The 19,279-nt window shown below is 69.4% G+C and carries 12 protein-coding genes; 5 read left to right on the top strand and 7 right to left on the bottom strand.

What is annotated here, in order from left to right; genetic code table 11:
* Positions 1 to 70 precede the first annotated feature (70 nt).
* Complete coding sequence (locus tag HRJ34_RS12510) at positions 71 to 2,545, bottom strand: penicillin-binding protein 1A (RefSeq protein ID WP_208634245.1); 2,475 nt, start codon at positions 2,543 to 2,545, stop codon at positions 71 to 73.
* Between the two features lie 176 nt (positions 2,546 to 2,721).
* Positions 2,722 to 3,957, bottom strand: coding sequence for an N-acetylmuramoyl-L-alanine amidase (locus HRJ34_RS12505; protein WP_012050031.1), 1,236 nt, complete (start codon positions 3,955 to 3,957; stop codon positions 2,722 to 2,724).
* A 476-nt stretch (positions 3,958 to 4,433) separates the two neighbouring features.
* On the opposite strand from HRJ34_RS12505, the gene HRJ34_RS12500 reads away from it, so the two are divergent.
* The 3 genes from HRJ34_RS12500 to HRJ34_RS12490 all read left to right on the top strand — a co-directional run bounded on the left by HRJ34_RS12500 (position 4,434) and on the right by HRJ34_RS12490 (position 9,287).
* On the top strand, positions 4,434 to 7,064 hold the full coding sequence (locus tag HRJ34_RS12500) for an Rne/Rng family ribonuclease (RefSeq protein WP_208634244.1): 2,631 nt from the start codon (positions 4,434 to 4,436) through the stop codon (positions 7,062 to 7,064).
* A gap of 82 nt (positions 7,065 to 7,146) precedes the next feature.
* A complete protein-coding gene (locus HRJ34_RS12495) occupies positions 7,147 to 8,529 on the top strand; it encodes a M48 family metalloprotease (RefSeq protein WP_029994565.1) in 1,383 nt (460 codons plus the stop codon).
* Complete coding sequence (locus HRJ34_RS12490; RefSeq protein ID WP_226949175.1) at positions 8,529 to 9,287, top strand: DsbA family protein; 759 nt, start codon at positions 8,529 to 8,531, stop codon at positions 9,285 to 9,287. Before HRJ34_RS12495 ends, HRJ34_RS12490 begins: the two co-directional genes overlap by 1 nt.
* Positions 9,288 to 9,296: 9 nt before the next feature.
* Here the strand turns inward: HRJ34_RS12490 and HRJ34_RS12485 are convergent, their stop codons facing one another.
* The 3 genes from HRJ34_RS12485 to HRJ34_RS12475 are packed head-to-tail and all read right to left on the bottom strand — an operon-like array spanning position 9,297 to position 12,789.
* The gene (locus HRJ34_RS12485; RefSeq protein ID WP_208634243.1) at positions 9,297 to 9,740 is read right to left on the bottom strand and encodes a DUF4112 domain-containing protein; all 444 of its coding nucleotides are present in this window, start codon (positions 9,738 to 9,740) and stop codon (positions 9,297 to 9,299) included.
* Positions 9,741 to 9,775: 35 nt separating this feature from the next.
* On the bottom strand, positions 9,776 to 11,263 hold the full coding sequence (locus HRJ34_RS12480; RefSeq protein WP_208634242.1) for an ABC transporter substrate-binding protein: 1,488 nt from the start codon (positions 11,261 to 11,263) through the stop codon (positions 9,776 to 9,778).
* Positions 11,260 to 12,789 carry a peptide ABC transporter substrate-binding protein gene (locus tag HRJ34_RS12475; protein ID WP_226949174.1) on the bottom strand — a complete coding sequence of 510 codons (1,530 nt, stop codon included), beginning with the start codon at positions 12,787 to 12,789 and terminating at the stop codon, positions 11,260 to 11,262. The genes HRJ34_RS12480 and HRJ34_RS12475 overlap by 4 nt, the downstream gene beginning before the upstream one ends.
* Before the next feature lie 214 nt (positions 12,790 to 13,003).
* Here HRJ34_RS12475 and HRJ34_RS12470 point away from each other — a divergent pair, with 214 nt between their 5' ends.
* Both HRJ34_RS12470 and HRJ34_RS12465 read left to right on the top strand, forming a co-directional pair.
* Positions 13,004 to 14,746, top strand: a complete 1,743-nt coding sequence (locus HRJ34_RS12470; RefSeq protein WP_208634240.1) for a DUF885 domain-containing protein — start codon at positions 13,004 to 13,006, stop codon at positions 14,744 to 14,746.
* Positions 14,747 to 14,852: 106 nt separating this feature from the next.
* Positions 14,853 to 15,770, top strand: coding sequence for a DUF481 domain-containing protein (locus HRJ34_RS12465; protein WP_016745906.1), 918 nt, complete (start codon positions 14,853 to 14,855; stop codon positions 15,768 to 15,770).
* 1 nt (position 15,771) lies between these two features.
* Here HRJ34_RS12465 and HRJ34_RS12460 read toward each other — a convergent pair whose 3' ends face one another.
* A complete protein-coding gene (locus tag HRJ34_RS12460) occupies positions 15,772 to 16,989 on the bottom strand; it encodes a spinster family MFS transporter (protein WP_016745905.1) in 1,218 nt (405 codons plus the stop codon).
* Positions 16,990 to 17,045: 56 nt separating this feature from the next.
* Entirely contained in the window at positions 17,046 to 19,274 is a 2,229-nt protein-coding gene (locus HRJ34_RS12455) for a TonB-dependent receptor (RefSeq protein ID WP_208634239.1), read from the bottom strand.
* Positions 19,275 to 19,279 lie beyond the last annotated feature (5 nt).

The following is a 19,279-nucleotide window of genomic DNA, read 5'->3' as shown; positions in this document are numbered from 1 at the left end:
TCATCCCGGCGGCGGCCGGAATCTCGGGAGGCATATAGGCACGGTGGCCCTGTCTCGCGAGATGCCGCCCCTAGTAGATGCCGTCCTGGCTTTGCAAGAACTCGCTGTCGGTCGTCGCCCGCGCGGCGGGGGCGGCGCGCTTGGCGATCTCGTCGCGGCGGATGGTGCGGCGCGGCTCGCTCTCGGGCTTGAACGCCTCCCAGATCACCGGGCTGTAATAGCTGCCGTCGGGCCAGGCGCCGAACACGCGGCGGCCGGTCTTGCGGTCGATGCGGATCATGCGGATGCCGGGCGGCGCGCGGAACGGGACGACCGGCATGTCCTTCATCGCCTTGGCGGCGAAGGCCCGGAAGATCGGCGCGGCGATCGTGCCGCCCTGGGCATAGCCGCCCATCGAGCGCGGATTGTCGTAGCCGAGGTAGAGGCCGCCCACCATGTCGGCCGACCCGCCGACGAACCAGACGTTGGTCGGGCCCGACGAGGTGCCGGTCTTGCCGAACATCGGCCGGCCCAGGTCGCGCAGCACCGTCGCGGTGCCGCGCTCGACCACGCCCTGCATGATGTAGAGCATCTGATAGGCGGTCATCGCGTCGATCACCTGCTTCGATCGCAGGCGCGGGCGCGGCATCGGCCGGCCGTCATATTGCGCCATGTTGCAGCCCTCGCAGGCCCGCTTGTCGGCGCGCCAGATCAGCTTGCCGTTGCGATCCTGGACATAGTCGACGACGGTCGGCGTCACCGCGCGGCCCTGGTTGGCGAAGATCGAATAGCCGTTGACGATCTGCTGCACGGTCGTCTCGCCCGCGCCCAGCGCATAGGCGAGATAGGGCGGATAGTCGCCGATCCCCATGATCTTGGCGGTGTGGACGACCTTGTCCATGCCGATCTGGCTGGCGGTGCGGACGGTCATCAGGTTGCGCGACTGCTCGACGCCCCAGCGCATCGTCTGCTGGCCGGCATTGGCGCCCGAGAAATTCTTGAAGCATTTCTGGCCGAGCCGCGCCGACTGGTAGACGCAGAAGGGGCCGTCGATGATGATCGAGGCCGGGGTCATGCCGTTGTCGAGCGCGGCGGCGTAGACGAACGGCTTGAAGGTCGAGCCCGGCTGGCGCTTCGCCTGGGTGGCGCGGTTGAACGACGAGCCGCGCGAATCGAAGCCGCCCTGCATCGCCAATATCTGCCCGGTGTGCGGGTTCTGCACCACCATGCCCCCCGAGATGCTGGGGATGCTGCGCAGCGTCCAGCCGCCATTGCCCTCGCGCCGCACGACGATCACGTCGCCGACCTTGAGGAAGTCGAAGGCGCGGCCGCCGACCCCGGCCTTGGGCATCGTCGCGCCCGAGCTCGGCAGGGTGCCGCGCGTTCCGTTCTCGAAGCCGATCTCGGCCTCCGATCCCTGTTTGGCCAGGACCACGGCGGGGAACCAGTTCGAATAGCCCGCGCCGACGTTGAGGTTGGCCAGGCTGCGTGCCCAATTGTCGTCGATGTCGATCCGGGCGATCCGGCCCCGCCAGCCGGCGGCGGCCTCGAAGCGGACCAGGCCGTCGCGCAGCGAGTCCTCGGCCGCCTCCTGGACCTTGCCGTCATAGGAGGTGCGCACCCAAAGGCCGCCCGAATAGACCGAATTGGGTCCGTCATCGGCGGTCTCGCCATAGCGCTCGATGAGCTGGCGACGGACCTCCTCCATGAAATAGCCGCCGACGCTCGGACGCGGCGAATAGCGCGGCAGGACGCCCAGCGGCGCGGCGGTGGCGGCCTGGCGTTGCTCGGCGGTGATAAAGCCGTTCTCCTGCATCTGCTGCAGGACATAGTTGCGCCGCTCGATCGCGCGGTCGGCGTTGCGCTCGACGGTATAGTTGGACGGCGCCTTGGGCAGGATCGCCAGATAGGCCGCCTCGGGCAGGGTCAGCGCGCCGACGTCCTTGCGGAAATAGGCGCGGCTGGCCGACTGGACGCCATAGGCGTTGCGGCCGAGGAAGATCTGGTTGAGGTAGATTTCGAGGATCTGCTGCTTGGTCAGCGCGCCTTCGATGCGGAAGGCGAGGATCGCCTCGCGGATCTTGCGCGAGATCGAATAGTCGTCGCCGACGATCAGGTTCTTCGCGACCTGCTGGGTGATCGTCGATCCGCCCTTGGCGCGCCGGCCGCTGCCCAGCTTGGTGGTATAGTCCCACACCGCGCCGGCGAGGCCGCCGACGTCGATGCCCGGATGGCTGAAGAAGGTCTTGTCCTCGGCCGAGATGAAGGCGTCGATCAGGACCGGGGGATATTCCGCATAGGAAAGCTGCACGCGCCGCTCGCGCGCGAAATCGGCGATCGGCTCCCCGTCATAGCCGCGGACGTTGGTCGGCAGCGGCGGCTGATAGGCGAGCAGCGCGTCCGCCGAGGGCAGGCCGCGCGCGAACAGGAACCAGATCAGCACCCACAGGAACGCCGCCGACCACAGGACATAGCCCGACCAGCGCCAGGTCCGGAACGTGCGGAGGTGACGCACCTGGTCGCGCCAGCCGGGGAACGGGTTGTGGAAGGCGGGTAGCTTCGGCACCGGCGCGCTCTAGCAGGTTTGAGGGGGTTTGGAAGTGTCGGGAGTGTTTGTTGTTTGGCCCTCAGACGCCGGGCGCCGGGCATCCGCCCGGCTTGGCTTCCTCGCATAAGCTCGGGCGGCCATTCGGCCTTGCGGGACGCTGGCGCGTCCCGACGCAGAGCTGATCGTCGGAGCTTTCACTCCCCCGCCAGCCGCCGCGCGAAGTGGATCTCGACGGCCTTCCTCACCCCGATCGCGATGTTGCGGCGATATTGGGAGGAGAGCAGCAGGCCGAGATCGTCCTGGTTCGAGATATAGCCGGTCTCGAGCAGCACCGAGGGGACGTCGGGCGCCTTGAGCACGATCAGCCCGGCGAAGCGGTGGGCGTCGTCCTTGAAATGGATGGTCGGCGACATCTCGCGCTGGAGCAGCGTCGCGAATTGCGAGGAGATGTTCATCGTCTCGCGCTGGGCGAGGTCGAGCAGGATCGAGGAGACCTCGTTGTTCTCGCCGCCCAGGTCGATGCCGTTGAGGATGTCGGCGCGGTTCTCCTTGGCGGCGAGCTGCGCCGCGACCCGGTCGGAGGCGACCTCCGACAGCGTGTAGATGCTCGCGCCGCGCGCGGCGGTGTTGACCGCGCTGTCGGCATGGACCGAGATGAACAGGTCGGCCTTGAGCCGGCGGGCGATCTCGCGCCGCTCGCCGAGCACGAGGAAGCGGTCGTCGCCGCGGGTCAGCGCGACCCGCACCCGGCCCGATTCCGCCAGTTCGTCGCGGATCGCCCGGGCGATCTGGAGCGCGATGTCCTTTTCCTTGTAGCGGCCGTCGGTCGATTGCGACCCCGGATCATGGCCGCCATGGCCGGCGTCGATCACCACCAGCGGACGCTTCGTGCCGCGCGCGCCCGTGATCGCCGGGACCGGCAGCGGGCGGGGCGGATCGAGCGGCACGGTGATGCCGCCGCGCTGCGCCGAGCGCGTGTCGACCGGCTTGTCGTCGAGCCCGAAGAGCTGGCGGCCCTTGCGCACCGCCCGCGCGAACAGGCTCTCGTCGACGGGCTTGAGGGTAAGGGTCAGCGCCCGGTGATCGGTCGAGAAGGTCGCATCGGACACGATCGCCGCGCGGCTCAGCTCGAACACCACCCGGGCGGTGTCGGGGTCATATTGGCCGTGCCGGGTCGCGGCGATCAGCCCGCCCGATGCGGTGACCCGCCCCATTCGCGCGCCGGGCAGGTCGACGGCGATCCGTCGCGGCCCCGAAAGCATGAAGGCGGAGGCGGTCGCGACCGGCTGATCGAACCGCAGCGTCACGCTCGTCGCGCCGATCTCGACCCCCGAAACCGTCGCCGCGGCGTGCAGCGCCGTGGGCAGGAACGACAGCAGCAGGGCGCACAAAGCGAGGACGAGACGCTGGCTGAAACCTGTTTCTGGCAAGATGGCCCCGCGATACCCGGCCGGTCCCGAAATGCCGACGTCCAAATAGTTTAACCAAAGCTGGCCCATGCTTGTCCAGTACGGTGAATGCTTGCTCCGTCTCCGATCGGATGCTAGCAGTTTTTATCCGGATGTCGGCCGGTCCCCGTAAGAGGCGGGGCGATAGGCGCCGCTCCGGCCTAACCGTCGCCCTGTGGCGACGGCGTAACAGGTTGACGATCGCATGAGTCATTTTTCGCCCCGTTCCCTAGGCTGCCAGACTTCTGGCGGCGCATGGAACGGTGCCTTTCTTTCGGCGCATCGCGCCGGAAATGACGATGCGACGGCTGCGAACACCCATTTTTCACCTTCGATGACGCTTCCGGGAACGATACGGCTTGCCGCTCCTCCCGGCCGCGCATCCTCAGCATATCGCGCGTCGAGGCCCGGCCACGCTGCCGGCTCCCGCGCCTGGAGAGCTTTGAATGACAACCCGCATGCTTATCGACGCACGCCACCGGGAGGAAACCCGCGTGGCGGTCGTCCAGGGGAACCGGATCGAGGAATTTGACTTTGAGTCTGCCGAGCGCAAGCAGCTCAAGGGGAATATCTATCTCGCCAAGGTAACGAGGGTCGAACCGTCGCTTCAGGCGGCGTTCGTCGACTATGGCGGCAACCGCCACGGCTTCCTCGCCTTCTCGGAAATCCACCCCGATTATTATCAGATCCCCAAGGAGGACCGCGAGGCGCTGCTCCGCGAGGAGGCCGAGCACGCCGCCGAGGAAGAGGCGCTGCGCGCCCGCGAGGCGGAGCATGACGACGACGGCGAGGAGATCGAGGACGACGGCCACGATCACCATGACGACCATGATCATGACGAAGACGGCGAAGGTGGCGAGGAACGCCCCCGCGCGCGCCGCGAATCGGTCGGCGGCGGTTCCGACGACGGCGCCGTGGAGAATCTGCGCCAGCGCCGGATGAACCTGCGCCGCCGCTACAAGATCCAGGACGTGATCCGCCGGCGGCAGGTGCTGCTGGTCCAGGTCGTCAAGGAGGAGCGCGGCAACAAGGGTGCGGCGCTGACCACCTATTTGTCGCTGGCCGGCCGCTATTGCGTGCTGATGCCGAACACCAGCCATGGCGGCGGCATCAGCCGCAAGATATCGAACGCGGCCGACCGCAAGCGGCTCAAGTCGATCATGGCCGAGCTGAACCTGCCGAAGACGATGGGCTGCATCGTCCGCACCGCCGGCCTCCAGCGCACCAAGACCGAGATCAAGCGCGACTTCGACTATCTCGCCCGGCTGTGGGACGAGATTCGCGAGAACACGCTCGGCTCGCAGGCACCGGCGCTGATCTACGGCGACAGCGACCTGATCAAGCGCGCGATCCGCGACATCTACAACCGCGACATCGACGAGGTCGTGGTCGAGGGCGAGGAGGGCTATCGACAGGCCCGCGCCTTCATGAAGCTGCTGATGCCGAGCCACGCCAAGAAGGTCGGGCTCTATGCCGACGCGGTGCCGCTGTTCCAGCGCTTCGGCGTCGAGGACCAGCTCGCGGCGATGTACCAGCCGATCGTCCAGCTCAAGTCGGGCGGCTATCTGGTGATCAACCCGACCGAGGCGCTGGTGTCGATCGACATCAACTCGGGCCGGTCGACCCGCGAGCATAATATCGAGCAGACCGCGACCGCGACCAACCTCGAGGCCGCGCACGAGATCGCCCGCCAGCTCCGCCTGCGCGACATGGCGGGCCTGATCGTCATCGACTTCATCGACATGGAGAACAACTCCAACATCCGCAAGGTCGAGAAGGCGATGAAGGAGGCGCTCAAGAACGATCGCGCCCGCATCCAGGTCGGCCGCATCTCCAGCTTCGGCCTGTTCGAGATGAGCCGCCAGCGCCTGCGCACCGGCGTGCTCGAGGCCTCGACCCGGCAGTGTCCGCATTGCGAAGGCACCGGCCTGATCCGCACCGCCTCCTCGGCGGGCCTGTCGGCGCTGCGCATGCTCGAGGACGAGGCCGCGCGCGGCCGCGGCTCGCGCCTGCTGCTGCGCGCCAGCCAGGAAGCCGCCTTCTACGTCCTCAACCGCAAGCGCGCCGAGCTGGCCGAGATCGAGGAGCGCTACGGCGTCGTCATCGAGATCGTCTCCGACGGCACGCTCGAAGGCGCGCGGATGAGCGTCGAGGCCGGCGGTCCGCCGCCGAGCCATGCGCCGCGCCTGCCCGCGCCGCTCCCGATCGAGGCCGATGACGACATCGAGGAGGAGATCGAGGACGAAGAGGAGGAGGAGATCGCCGCCGAGGACGAAGGCCAGGAGGATGGCGAGCGTGGCGACGGCAATCGTCGCCGTCGCCGTCGTCGCCGTCGTCGTGGCGGTCGCGGTCGCGATCAGGATGGCCAGGGCGAGGCCGGCCAGGCCGATGAGGCCGGCGAGACCGACGAAGCCGACGAGCCTTCCGAGGAGGCCGAGGAGGCCGCCGCCGAGGATGGCTCCGCCGAGCCGCGCGGCCGTCGCCGCCGTGGCCGTCGCTCGGGCCGTCGCCGTGGCGGTGAAGGCGCCGAGACCGAGGGTGAGGCGATCGAACAGGCCGAGGCTCCGGTGAGCGAGCCGGTGGCCGAGGACGCGCCGGTCGCGGCCGAGTCCGAAGCCGTCGCCGAGGAAGCGGCCCCCGCCGAGCCGGCACCGAAGACGCGCCGCCGGCCGCGTGCCCGCAAGGCCGATGCCGCCCCCGTCGAGGCTGTCGAGACGCCGGCCGAGGAGGCAGCGCCCGTCGCCGCCGAGCCCGAGGCCGAACCGGTCGCCGAGGCGCCCAAGCCGCGCCGTGGCGGTCGCCGCAAGAAGGCCGAGGTCGAGGCGGAAGCCGCTGCGGCCCCCGCCGCCGTGGAAGCTGCGTCGGTCGAAGCCGCTCCGGCCGAGCCGGAAGCCGAGCCTGCCGCGGAAGCCGCGCCCAAGCGCCGCACCCGTTCGCGGGCCAAGGCCGCCGCTGCCGCGCCGGCCGAGACCGTCGAGGCCGTGGCTGAAGTCTCCGAGCCTGCCGGCGAAGCCGCCTCCGCCGAAGAGGCGGAGGAGGACGGCGGTTCGCCGCGCCGCGGCTGGTGGCAGCGGACCTTCGGCGCCTGAGCATGCGGGGCAGGCCTTCGCCGGAGGGCCTGCCCCGTCGCTTCACGCCCGGTTCAGCCGATCCGCGCCAGGAAGGGCGGACATGAGCCTCGTTGCCCTATCGACCCGCCGGCTCGGCCGGATGCTGCGGGCGCTGCTGGCCGCGTCGCTCGCGCTGGCGCTCACGGCCCAGCCGGTCATGGCCCAGTCGATCCTGCGCGACGCCGAGACCGAGGCCTATCTCAAGGAAATCTCCGCGCCGATCGTCGCGGCGGCCGGGCTCCAGCCCGGCAATGTCGACATCGTCCTGGTCGGCGACAAGGAGATCAACGCCTTCGTCGCCGGCGGCCAGGCGGTCTACATCCATAGCGGCTTGATCGAGGCCGCCGACAACACCAACGAGATCCAGGGCGTGATCGCCCATGAGATCGGCCATATCACCGGCGGCCATGTCATCCGCTTCGGCGAGGGCGCGCGTGGCGCGACCGGCATCACCCTGCTGTCGCTGCTGCTTGGCGCGGCGGCGATGGCGGCGGGCTCGGCCGAGGCGGGCATGGGCGTGATGATGGCGGGGCAGCAGGCCGCGCTCGGCAAGTTCCTCGCCTTCAACCGGGTGCAGGAATCGAGCGCCGATGCCGCGGGCGTCGGCTTTCTCAACAAGGCCGGCATCTCGGGCAAGGGGATGCTCAGCTTCTTCCTGAAGCTGCGCAAGGAGGAGTATCGCTACGCCTCGACCTATGCCGAGGTCGACCCGTTCATGCAGACCCACCCGATGTCGGGCGAGCGCGAGGCGACGCTGACCGGCGACGTGATGAAGTCGCCGGCTTATGAGAACAAGACCGATCCCGCGCTCGACGCGAAGTTCAAGCGGATCAAGGCCAAGCTGATCGGCTATATGGACGATCCGACCACGGCGCTGCGCAAATATCCCGAAAGCGACCAGAGCGCCGCCGCCCATTATGCGCGTGCCTATGCCTGGCATCGCGGCGCCTATCCCGACAAGGCGGTCGAGGAGGTCGAGAAGCTCGTCGCCTCCGATCCCAAGGACCCCTATTTCCGCGAGCTTCAGGGCCAGATATTGCTCGAATCGGGCAAGCCGAAGGAGGCGATCGGGCCACTCAGGATCGCGGTGCAGGGATCGCGCTCCTCGCCGTTGATCTCGTCGCTGCTCGGCCATGCGCTGCTCGCCACCGAGGACCCCGCGCTGGTGCCGGAGGCGCGCGACGTGCTCAAGGTCGCGGTCGCGCGCGATCGCGATAACCCCTTCGCCTGGTACACGCTCGGCATGGCCTATTCGCGGCTGGGCGACGAGCCGCGCGCGCAGCTCGCCACGGCGGAGCGCTATGCGCTGCTCGGCAACGACCGGCTGGCGATGGCCAGCGCCGAGGCGGCGATGTCCCGCATCCCGCGCGGGACGCCCGACTATATCCGGGCGGAGGATATCGCCTTGTCGGCACGGGCCGCGGCAAGCCAACGGAAGAAATGATGATTCGCGATTTCATGACCCGTCACCGGCGCATCGCCGCGACGATCGGCGCGGGCTCCGCCGTGCTGATCGGCGTCGGCGCCGCCATGCTGGCCCACAGCCGCCGCGCGCCCGAGCCGCCCGCCGACAAGGCGCGGATCGAGATGGTGGTGCGCGACTATATCCTCGCCCATCCCGAGATCATCCCGCAGGCGATCGAGAAGCTGCGCGAGAAGCAGGGCAAGGACGCCTATGCCGCCAACAAGGCGGCGCTCGAGACGCCCTATGAATCGGCCTGGGCCGGCGACCGCGACGGCGACGTCACCCTCGTCATGTTCACCGATTATGCCTGCGGCTATTGCCGGTCGAGTCTGCCCGACATCGACCGGCTGCTGGCCGACGACCCGAAGCTGAAGGTCGTGTGGCGCGAGATTCCGATCCTCGGCCCCGGCAGCGAGATCGCCGCCAAGGCGAGCCTGGCGGCGGCGCGGCAGGGCGCCTTTCGGACCTTCCACGAACGGATGTTCGCGGCGGGGCGGCCGGACGGCGCCAAGGTGTCGGAGGTGCTCCGCTCGATGAAGCTCGACCTGGCGAAGGTGCAGCACGACGTCGACAGCCCCGAGGTGATGGCCGAGCTGCGCAAGAACCTGGAGCTCGCCGGCCGGATCGACGAGTCGCTCGCGACGCCGACCTTCCTGGTGAACGGACGGATGCTCAAGGGCGCGGTCGGCTATGACGCCCTTCGCGAGGCGATCGCCGAGGCGCGCAAGCGGGCTTGATCGGCGCGGTCAGCGCCGCCCTACCACCCCGCCTTCGATCGTCGCGGTCGCCGGATGGTGGCGGTCGAGGTGGCGCTTGAGCAGCTTGAGGTTGCGGCTGTTCGACCGGAAGAAGAAGTCGGGGATCGCGCCGACCCAGGGGATCGCGCCGAGCACCAGGTCGATCCCGACATTGCCGAACATCCGCGTCATCTGCCATTTCGACAGGCCGAGGTTGCGGGCCTCCCACACCAGCCAGCTTCCCATCACCGCGGCGATCGTCGGGCCGACCACGGGGATCAGGTCGAGCAGCACGTCGAGGCCGACCGGCTTGTTGATTCCCGGCACGACGAACATCCGCTCGAGCAGGCCTTCCATGGCCTCGACCCGGCGGCGCACCGATGCGGGATCGGTGCTGACGCCGGGCAGCTTGTCGGCCAGGCTGTCGAAATCGGCCATGGTGGGGCGTTTCATCCGATCATCTCCGCAATCCGTGAAGGCTGATCGCATCAGCGGCCATTTTGGTTCCCCAGCAGCGGCGCCAGCGGGTGGACCGCGCGGGCGTTGAGCTGGAAGCCGGTCAGGTCGGGCGCGGCCAGCGACCAGCGCAACGGCTGCGCGATCGGAATGAACGGGGCGATCGCGGCGAGCCGCTGCTCGACCTCGGCGATCAGGTGCGCCCGGCGCGCCGGATCGGTCGCCCCGCGCGCGAGGTCGAACGCCTTGTCGGCCTCCTCGCTGCACGGCCGGCCCTCGGCACAGAGGAAATGGGCGAGATACCAGTCGGCCTGGTCGGCGGGGGCGACCTCGTCGATCAGCCGCAGGTCGGCGGCGTCGCGCGGGCCGACCCGGGTGGCGTCGACGTCGATCGCCCGCCATTGCCGGCGGATCGCCGCGAACAGGATCGCCGATCCCGGGCCTTCGGGCATTGCCACGGCGATCCGCACCGGCTCGTCGCCGCCATGCTGGGCGCGCCAGATGCCGACGATCCGCCGCGCGGTCTGGACCCGGCTGTCGAACGCCTGCCGGTCCGACCCGCGGACATTGGCGAAGGCCTGCACCCAGAAGGGCCGGCTCGGTTCGGCGAGGTCGGTCAGGCCGGGCGGCAGGATCGCCTGGGCCGGCCGCCAGCCCGTCGCCCCCAGCGCGGCGCCGAGCGCGTCGCGGTCGAGCGCCATCGACAGCGCCTGGCGGATCTCGGGCGCCATCGCCGCGGAGGAGGCGCGCGCGACCCGGAAGCCGAACAGGCCGTTGGCGGGATCGACCTGCACGTTGCGCGGCGGGATGCCCGCGAGCCGGGTGTAGATGAAGTCGTTATAGCCGCCGCCGGTGACGAGCTGGATATCGCCCCGAGCGAAGCGCGCGACCGCCAGCGCGGCCCGCTCGCCGCGCAGGTGGATGCGTCGCTTGGCGAAGGCCTTCAACCGGTCGTCGTCGATCGCGTCGGCGACCGGCTTGGGGCGCAGGATCGTGTGGCGACCGACGGACCCGTCGACCAGCAGCGGGCCGGTGCCGCCGCCGGCCGGCAGCGCATAAGCGGGCCGCGCCAGCAGCGCGAGCAGCTCGGGGCGGGGCGCCGACAGGCGGATCTCGATGACCTCGGGCGTCACCGCCACGATCTCGCGCACGGCGTCGATGCGGACGCCGGGCCCGGCGTCGCGATAGCGGCGGATCAGGCGGCGGAGCTGGACGGCGACGCGGTCGGCATCGGCCAGCTCATGGTCGAGCCGGAAGGTGTAGTAGAGCCCGTCGTCGGAGATCGCCCAGCGGATCGCCAGCCCCGGTTCGACCTGGGCCGTCGCATCGAGCCGCACCAGCCCTTGCGCCACCGCGCCGAGCAGCGCGGCGTCGGCCTGGCGCGGCAGCCCCGACGCCGGATCGCGCAGCCGCGTCTCGCGCCCTATCACGCTGACCGAGACCTGTCCGCCACGGTCGCTGCCGCCGCAACCGGCGAGCAGCAGCGCGGTCGAAAGCGCGATCAGGAGGGGCCGGGTCATTTCAGGCTCAACGTCCAGCTCGGATGGGTGTTCGGTGCATTGTCGTGCCAGCCCGCGACCCGCGGGGCAACCAGCGCGCGGCTGACATAATGATAAAGCGGGACCAGCGGCGCGTCGGCGACCAGGATCGCTTCGGCCGCGCGCATCGCCCGGGCGCGGGCGGCGGGGTCGGCGATCGCCATCGCCCGGTCGAGCGCGCGGTCGAAGGCGGGGCTGGCATAGCCCGAATAGTTGAGCATCCCGGCATCCGAGCGATGGACGGCGAGATAATTCTCGGGCGCGGCGACGTCGCCGATCCAGCCCGACCGGGCGAAGGCGAAGTCGCGGCGGCGCAGGCTGGCGAAGTGGAGCGAGGATTCGCTGTTGAGCAGATGCGCGCTGACGCCCAGCGGCCGCCACATCGCCGCCATCGCCACCGCGACCCGGCGATGATCGGTGTCGCTGTTGAAGCGGATGTCGAAGCTGAGCGGGTGGCGCGGGCCATAGCCGGCCTCGGCAAGCAGGCGCCGCGCTTCCGCGAACCGCCGTTCGGGGCTCCACGCCGCCCAGGCGGGGCGATAGGCGCCGGGCTCGCCCGCCACCGCCGGCGGGACCACGCCCCAGGCCGGCCGGGTACCGAGCCCGATCAGCCGCTCGGCGATCCATCGGCGATCGACCGCCAGCGACAGCGCGCGGCGGACGCGGGCGTCGTCGAACGGCGGACGGGTGGTGTTGAACACGAAATAATAGCTGCCGTTGAACTGGGCGACATGCGCGGCCCCCGGACGCCGCGCCGCGATCCAGGCGGCGCGCGTCGGCGGGAAGTCGTTGGCGACGTCGGCCTCGCCCGCGGCGAAGCTGCGCAGCGCGGTCAGCCGGTCGGTGACCGGGCGCCATTCGACCCCGGCGATCGGCGCCGCGCCGCCATGCCAATGGGGATTGCGATCGAGCCGAAGCCGCTCGTTGAGCCGCCATTCGGTCAGCCGATAGGGGCCCGACGTCACCAGCGGCCGCTCGCCGGTCCAGCCGTCGCCCGCCCGCGCGATCCGGTGCATCGGCAGCGCCGCGAGCGAGGGCAGCGCGAGCAGCTGGGGCAGCGCCGGCATCGGCGCGCGGAGATGGACGACCACGGTTCGTCCCTCGGCCTCGATGCGGTCGATATTAGCGAACAGGGCGGCGTTGGGGGAGGCGGTCGCGGGCGCGCGCAGCCGCGCGAAGACCTGGACGAAGGTGCCGGCATCGATCGGCGTCCCGTCCGAGAATCGCAGGCCGGGCCGCAATGGGAAGCGCCAGGCGAGTCCGTCGGCGGAGACGCTCCAGCCGCTCGCCAGTCCCGGCTCGGCCTCGCCCAGGCCGTTGATCCGGGTCAGCCCCTCGAACTGGTCCTGCGCGATCCTGATGGTGGCGAGGTCCGACGATTTCTGGGGATCGAGCGTCTTCACCTCGTCGTCGGCGAGCCGGATCAACCGATCCGGCGGCAGCGGCGCGCGGGGCCCGTCATGGCAGGCGGCGAGCAGCAGGAGCAGGGGGAGGATCAGGCGGCGCATGGGCGAGGGGATTTGGCCCGATGGGTGGGCAAGGCTCAACCTTTTTCCGCATGTCATCCCGGCGAAAGCCGGGATCTCACTGCCTTGCGACCTGCTTCCGTCTCGAAGCCAGGAAGGTGAAGGGAGATTCCAGCTTTCGCTGGAATGACGACGGAGAGGCGGTCGGCACATTCCCGTGCTGGCATGGTGATCGGGGATTTGCCACAATCCCGCCATGCACAAGCTCATGATCATCGCCGCTGCGGTGTCGCTCGTAACCGCTCCCGCCTTCGCCAATCCCGCCGACGACCGCTTCGACGCGCTGAGCGCGAAGGAGTGGGCCTGGCGGCAGCAGAGTTTCCAGAGCGAGGAGTCGAACAAGGGCGGCATCCCCAGGCACTTGCCCGACGAGAGCCTCGCGACCCAGCAGGCGCGGCTCGCCACCTGGACCGACACGCTGAAGCAGCTCGACGCGATCCGCCCCGCCGATCTGTCGCCTAGCAAGCAGGAGGATTACGGGGTCTACCGCGCGCAGATCGAGACGCTGCTCGACGCGCAGCGCTTCCGCGATTTCGAGAAGCCGCTGAACTCGGACAGCAGTTTCTGGGCCGACCTCGGCTATTATGCGCGCCAGCCGATCCGCACCGAGGCCGATGCGCGGGCGATGCTGTCGATGATGGCCGACATCCCGCGCTATTTCGGCCAGAACACCGCCAATATGCGCGCCGGCCTGAAGCGCGGCTTCACCCCGCCCAGGGTGATCATGAAGGATCGCGAGCAGTCGATCGCGCTGGTCGCCGAGGCGACGTCGCCGCGCGACACCTTGTGGTTCGAGCCGTTCGCGAACCTGCCCGCCGCGATCCCGGCGGCGCGGCAGGAGGCGTTGCGCGGCGAGGCCGAGGCGCTGATCCGCGAGCGGATCATCCCCGCCTATGCCGGCCTGCTCGCCTTCATGCGCAAGGATTATCTGCCGCACCTGCGCGAGGGGCTGGCGGCCGAGGGCTGGCCCGACGGCAAGGCCTATTACCGCGCGCAGATCCGCGCCTATACCACGCTCGATCTGCCGCCCGAGGAGATCCATCGCATCGGCCTGGCCGAGGTCGCGAAGATCCGCGCGCAGATGGACGCGATCATGAAGGAGGTGAAGTTCCAGGGTGATTTCCCGGCCTTCCTCCACTTCCTGCGCACCGATCCGCAATTCTACGTCACGACGCCGCAGGCGCTGCTCGACCGCGCCGCCTGGACCGCCAAGCGCTTCGACGGCGTGGCGGCGCGCTGGTTCGGGCGGATGCCGCGCGGGCGCTTCGGGATCGTGCCGGTGCCGGCCGACATCGCGCCCTATTACACCGCCGGGCGCGGCGGGCAGGACCGCTATCTGCTCAACACCTACGACCTGCCGTCGCGCCCGCTGTTCCAGCTCACCGCGCTGACCCTCCACGAATCGGCGCCGGGGCACAGCTGGCAGACGTCGATGGCGGCGGAGAACGAGGACCGGCCCGACTGGCGGCGCTACACCTATGTCTCGGCCTATGGCGAGGGCTGGGCGCTCTATTGCGAGAAGCTGGGCGTCGAGATGGGGCTGTACGACACGCCCTATGAGCGCTTCGGCATGCTGAGCTACCAGATGTGGCGCGCGGCGCGGCTGGTGATCGACACCGGCATCCACGCCAAGGGCTGGACCCGCGAGCAGGGGATCGCCTTCCTCAGGGACAACAGCGCGCTCAGCGAACATGAGATCACCACCGAGGTCGACCGCTATATCGGCTGGCCGGGGCAGGCGCTGTCCTATTATCTCGGCCAGCTCCAGATCGAGAAGGAGCGCGCCCGCGCCGAGGCCGCGCTGGGCGAGCGGTTCGACATCCGCGCCTTCCACGACATGGTGCTGTCGCTGGGATCGGTGCCGCTGCCGGTCCTCACCACGCGCACCGACCGCTTCATCGCCGAGGGCGGCAAGGGCCCCTGGCCGTTGCCCAATTGAGCGCGCGGGACGGGACGGCCGAAAAATCCGTCGAAATCCGCGAAGGTCGGCTGCCGTTCAGAAGGATCGTGGTAGCGGGGCCCCGGTTTTCTGAGCGGAGGAAAGATTGAAGCGCATCATCTGGGCGGCGGTGGCCCTGTCGGCCGGCAGTCCCGCGGCGGCCGCGCCCCTTCCCGATCCGGTGCGGGCGATGATCGAGACGGCGCTCGCCACCGACGAGCCGCAGACCATCGCCGCGGTGATCGCCGTCGCGAAGCGCGCCAACCCCGACAGCGTCGCCGAGATCGAGGCGATGACCGCCGACCATGAGCGCGACCTGGCCGCCAGGGCCCGGGCGAAGGCCGATGCCGATCGCGAGCGGCTCGCCTCGGCCGGGGTCTTCTCTTTGTGGACCGGGCAGGTCGAGCTCGGCGGAAGCTGGTCGACCGGCAATTCGCGGACGCTGGGCCTCTATGGCGGGGCGAAGCTGAAGCGGTCCGGACTCGACTGGCAGCACGACCTGTCGCTGCGGGTCGACTATCAGGAGACCGACGGGCAGACCACCACCGAGCGCGCCGTCGCCGCCTGGCAGCCGCGCTACAAGATCAGCCCGAGCTATTATGCCTATGGCCTGACCCAATATGAGCATGACCGCTTCCTCGGCTATCAGCATCGTCTGACCGCCGGCGCCGGCCTGGGCGTGGTGGCGGTGAACAATCCCAGGCTGCGGCTCGAATTCGATGCCGGCCCCGCCGTCCGCTATACGAGCTTCTATGACGGCGCGCCCGACGAGCAGCGACTGGCGGGACGCGGCGGCCTCAACATGAAATGGACGCCCTGGCCGCGGTTGACGCTGGCGCAGGAGCTGGCCGTCTATGTCGAGAAGGAGAACACCACGGCGGCCTCGACCACCTCGGTCGAGACGCTGCTGTTCGGGCCGCTCAAGGGTCGGCTGTCCTACGCCGTCCAGTACGAGCGCGACGCGCCGCCGGACCAGAAGCGGACCGACACCGTGTCGCGCGCCTCGCTGGTCTACAGCTTCTGATTCAGCCCTGGTGCCAGTCGCGCGGCAGGCGCCAGGCAGCGAGCAGCAGGAACAGGGTGGCGAGGACGTAGAAGCCGGTGCCCGACAGGATCGCGTAGCGCAGCGCCTCCTCGCCGTACTGCGCCTTGAGGTGATCGGAGATCCAGCCGATCGCCGGGGTGCCGATGCCGATGCCGATCAGGTTGTTGACGAACAGGAAGATCGCCGAGGCGGTCGAGCGCATCGACGCCGGCACCACCGCCTGCACCGCCGCGATGACCGGACCGAGCCAGACGAGGCCGAGCGCGGTCGGCACCAGCAGCAGCGCGAGGCTGAGCAGCAGCGACTGGGCCGAGATGCCGAGCGCGTAGAAGGGGAGGGTGCCGACGAAGGCGAGCGCGGGCACGAGCGCATAATAGGCCTTCGACCGGCTGGCGAGCCGGTCCGACAGCGCACCGCCCATCCAGATGCCGGCGAGCCCCGCGACCAGCAGGATCGCGCCATAGCCCAATGAGGCTTCGAGCAGGCTGATCCCGAAGCTGCGCACGAAGAAGCTCGGCAGCCAGAAGAACAGGCCATAGCCCATCATCGACGAACAGGCCGCGCCGACGCTGAGCAGCCAGAAGCTCGGTTTGGTCAGCAGCGTGGCGATGACGGTGCGGAGGCCGACCGCCGTCGCGCCCGCGGCCGGGCGGTCGCCGCGCGGGTCGCGGACGACGCGGCGGAACAGCGGGGCGAGCAGCAGCCCGGCCGCGCCGACGATGAAGAAGGCCGATCGCCAGTCGATCAGCGTCGCGATCACCCCGCCGAAGACGATGCCGGTGGCGCTGCCGATCGGGATGCCGAACGAATAGAGCGCCAGCGCGCGGGCGCGCCGCTCGGGCGGGAAGAGGTCGGCGATCAGCGTGTAGGCGGGGGCGACGCCGCCCGCCTCGCCGATGCCGACGCCCAATCGCGCGGCGAAGAGCTGCCAGAAATTCTGGGCGAAGCCGCACAGCGCGGTCATCAGGCTCCAGATTGCGAGCGCGGCCGTCATGATCGTCGAGCGGTCGCGCCGGTCGGCGAGCATCGCGATCGGGATGCCGAGCCCGGTGTAGAACAGCGCGAAGGCGAGCCCGCCCATCAGGCCGAGCTGCGCGTCGCTGAGCGACAGGTCGGCCTTGATCGGCACCGCGAGGATGCCGATGATCTGCCGGTCGATGAAGTTGAGCGTATAGGCGAGCAGCAGCATCGCCATCATCAGGGTGGGCGAGGCGGCCCTGGCCGCCCCGCCCCCCGATGCCGTCGCGGTGCCGCTCAGAAACGCACCTCGCCGGTGACGGTGAAGGTGCGCGGCGGGCCGTAGAAGCCGATCACCGAATTGCCGGTCAGCGCGCCCGGGAAATTATAGCCGCCGACGCGGTACTTGCGGTCGAACAGGTTGCGGCCATGGCCGGAGAGCGAGAAGCGCTTGTCGGGCGAGGTCCAGACGATCGACAGGTCGACCAGCTCATAGGCCTTCTGGTCGAGCACCGGGTTCGACACCTCGAACAGCGAATAGCCGCTGCGGAAGGAGAGCGCCGGGGTGATCGTGACGCGGCCGAGCCCGTCGAAATCATGGCCCAGCGTCGCCGAGACGTTGGCGGTGTATTTCGGCGTGTTCTGGAACACCCGCTCGTCGGCGAAGTCGCGGACCTTGAGGGTCAGCGGATCGAGGGTCAGGAACTCCTTGAACTTGGCGTTGGTGTAGCCGACCGACGCCTGCACCTGGAAGTTGCGGTCGGGCACGGCGCGCAGCTCGAGCTCCCAGCCGTAGATGCGCGACTTGCCGACATTGTCGACCGACGAGACGACCGTGGTGCCCGACAGGAACTGGGTCGTGACCTGCTGGTCCTTATAGTCGGAATAGAAGCCCGCGACGTTGACGAACAGGGTGCGGTTCAGGAAGGCGCCCTTCATGCCGGCCTCATAGGCGGTGACGGTCTCGGGCTTGTAGCCGTCGACGGTGCCCGGCGTGAAGATGGCGTCGCCGCGCGGATCGAAGCCGCCCGACTTGTAGCCGCGCGACCAGGACGCATAGAGGTTGACGTCCTCGACCGGCTTGTAGCTGAGCGACAGGCGCGGCGTGAACTTCTTGTCGGTGCGGCTGTTGGTGTAGTCGGTGCGGATGCGGAACGGCACCGCCGTCGGCCGGCCGAACAGCGGCGAGCGCAGGCCGAGATAGTCGGCGCGGAACACGGTGCCCTCGCGCTTGTCGCTGGTGTAGCGGCCGCCGACCGAGACCGAGAACTGGTCGCTGAGCTTGACCGAGACGTCGGCGAAGGCGGCATAGGACTTGGTGTCGACGTCGCCCGAGGTCAGCGTCGTCAGGTTGGCGTTGCCGATCACCGTGTCGAACGCGCCCGAGGCCGAGCCGTTGAGATAATAGAGGCCGAACACGCCCTGCACCCGGTCGCTTTGCAGCAGCGCCTGGAATTCCTGGGTGAACTGGTGGTCCTTGTAGAAGGACGGGATGTCGAGCACCGGGCCCGGCGTGCCGTCGAAATCGATCACCGTGTCGGTATGGCCCTTGCGATAGGCGGTGATCGACTTGAGGGTCAGCAGGTCCGACGCCTCATATTCGATCGTGCCCGAGACGCCCTTGGTCACGACCTTGTTGTCGTCGCCGACGCCCGCGCGGGTGTCGTAGACGTCGCCGATCGGGTTGAAATCGGGCAGCCCGCCATTGGGCAGCAGGCGATAGCCGTGGCGCGGGTTCGAATTGTCGCGGGTCTCGTCGGCGGCGAGGCGGACCGAGAGCTGGTCGGTCGGCGTCCATTCGGCCGAGACGCGGCCGGCGAGCACGTCCTTGTTGTAATGCTCGGCGCCGGTGAACAGGTTCTTGCCGAAGCCGTCGCGCTTGTAATAGGCGACCGCGCCGCCGATCGAGAAGGTGTCGGTGAGCGGCACCGTCACCGACGCGACGACCTCGCGCTGGTTGTAGCTGCCATAGGAGGCGCGGACCTTCGCCTCGAAATCATGGCCGAGGCGGCGGGTGACGTACTTGATCGCGCCGCCGATCGTGTTGCGGCCGTAGAGCGTGCCCTGCGGCCCGCGCAGCACCTCGACCCGGTCGATGTCGAAGATGTCGAGCACCGCGCCCTGCGGGCGGGCGATGTAGACGTCGTCGACATAGAGGCCGACGCCGGGCTCGAAGCCCCACACCGGGTCCTGCTGGCCGATGCCGCGGATGAAGGCGATCAGCGTGCTGTTCGATCCGCGCGCGACCTGCAGGGTCATGTTCGGGGTCTTGTCCTGCAACGTGGTGATGTCGATCGCGCCGGTGCGCGACAGCGCCTCGCCGCTGATCGCCGACACCGAGATCGGCACGTCGATCAGGCTTTCCTCGCGGCGCCGGGCGGTGACGACGATCTCGCCCATGTCGCCGGCGTCGGCCGCGTCGGCGGCGGTCTCCGCGGCCTGGGCGAAGCCGGCCTGCGGCAGCGCGACGGTGGTGAGGGCGGTTGCGGCGGCGAGGAGCCGCAGGGCCTTGGTCCTCTGGATCATGATGG

The organism is Rhizorhabdus wittichii, assembly GCF_017607425.1.
Lineage (GTDB): Bacteria > Pseudomonadota > Alphaproteobacteria > Sphingomonadales > Sphingomonadaceae > Rhizorhabdus > Rhizorhabdus wittichii.
The sequence above is the reverse complement of the archived record's forward strand: the minus strand, read 5'-3'. Positions and strand labels throughout refer to the sequence as shown.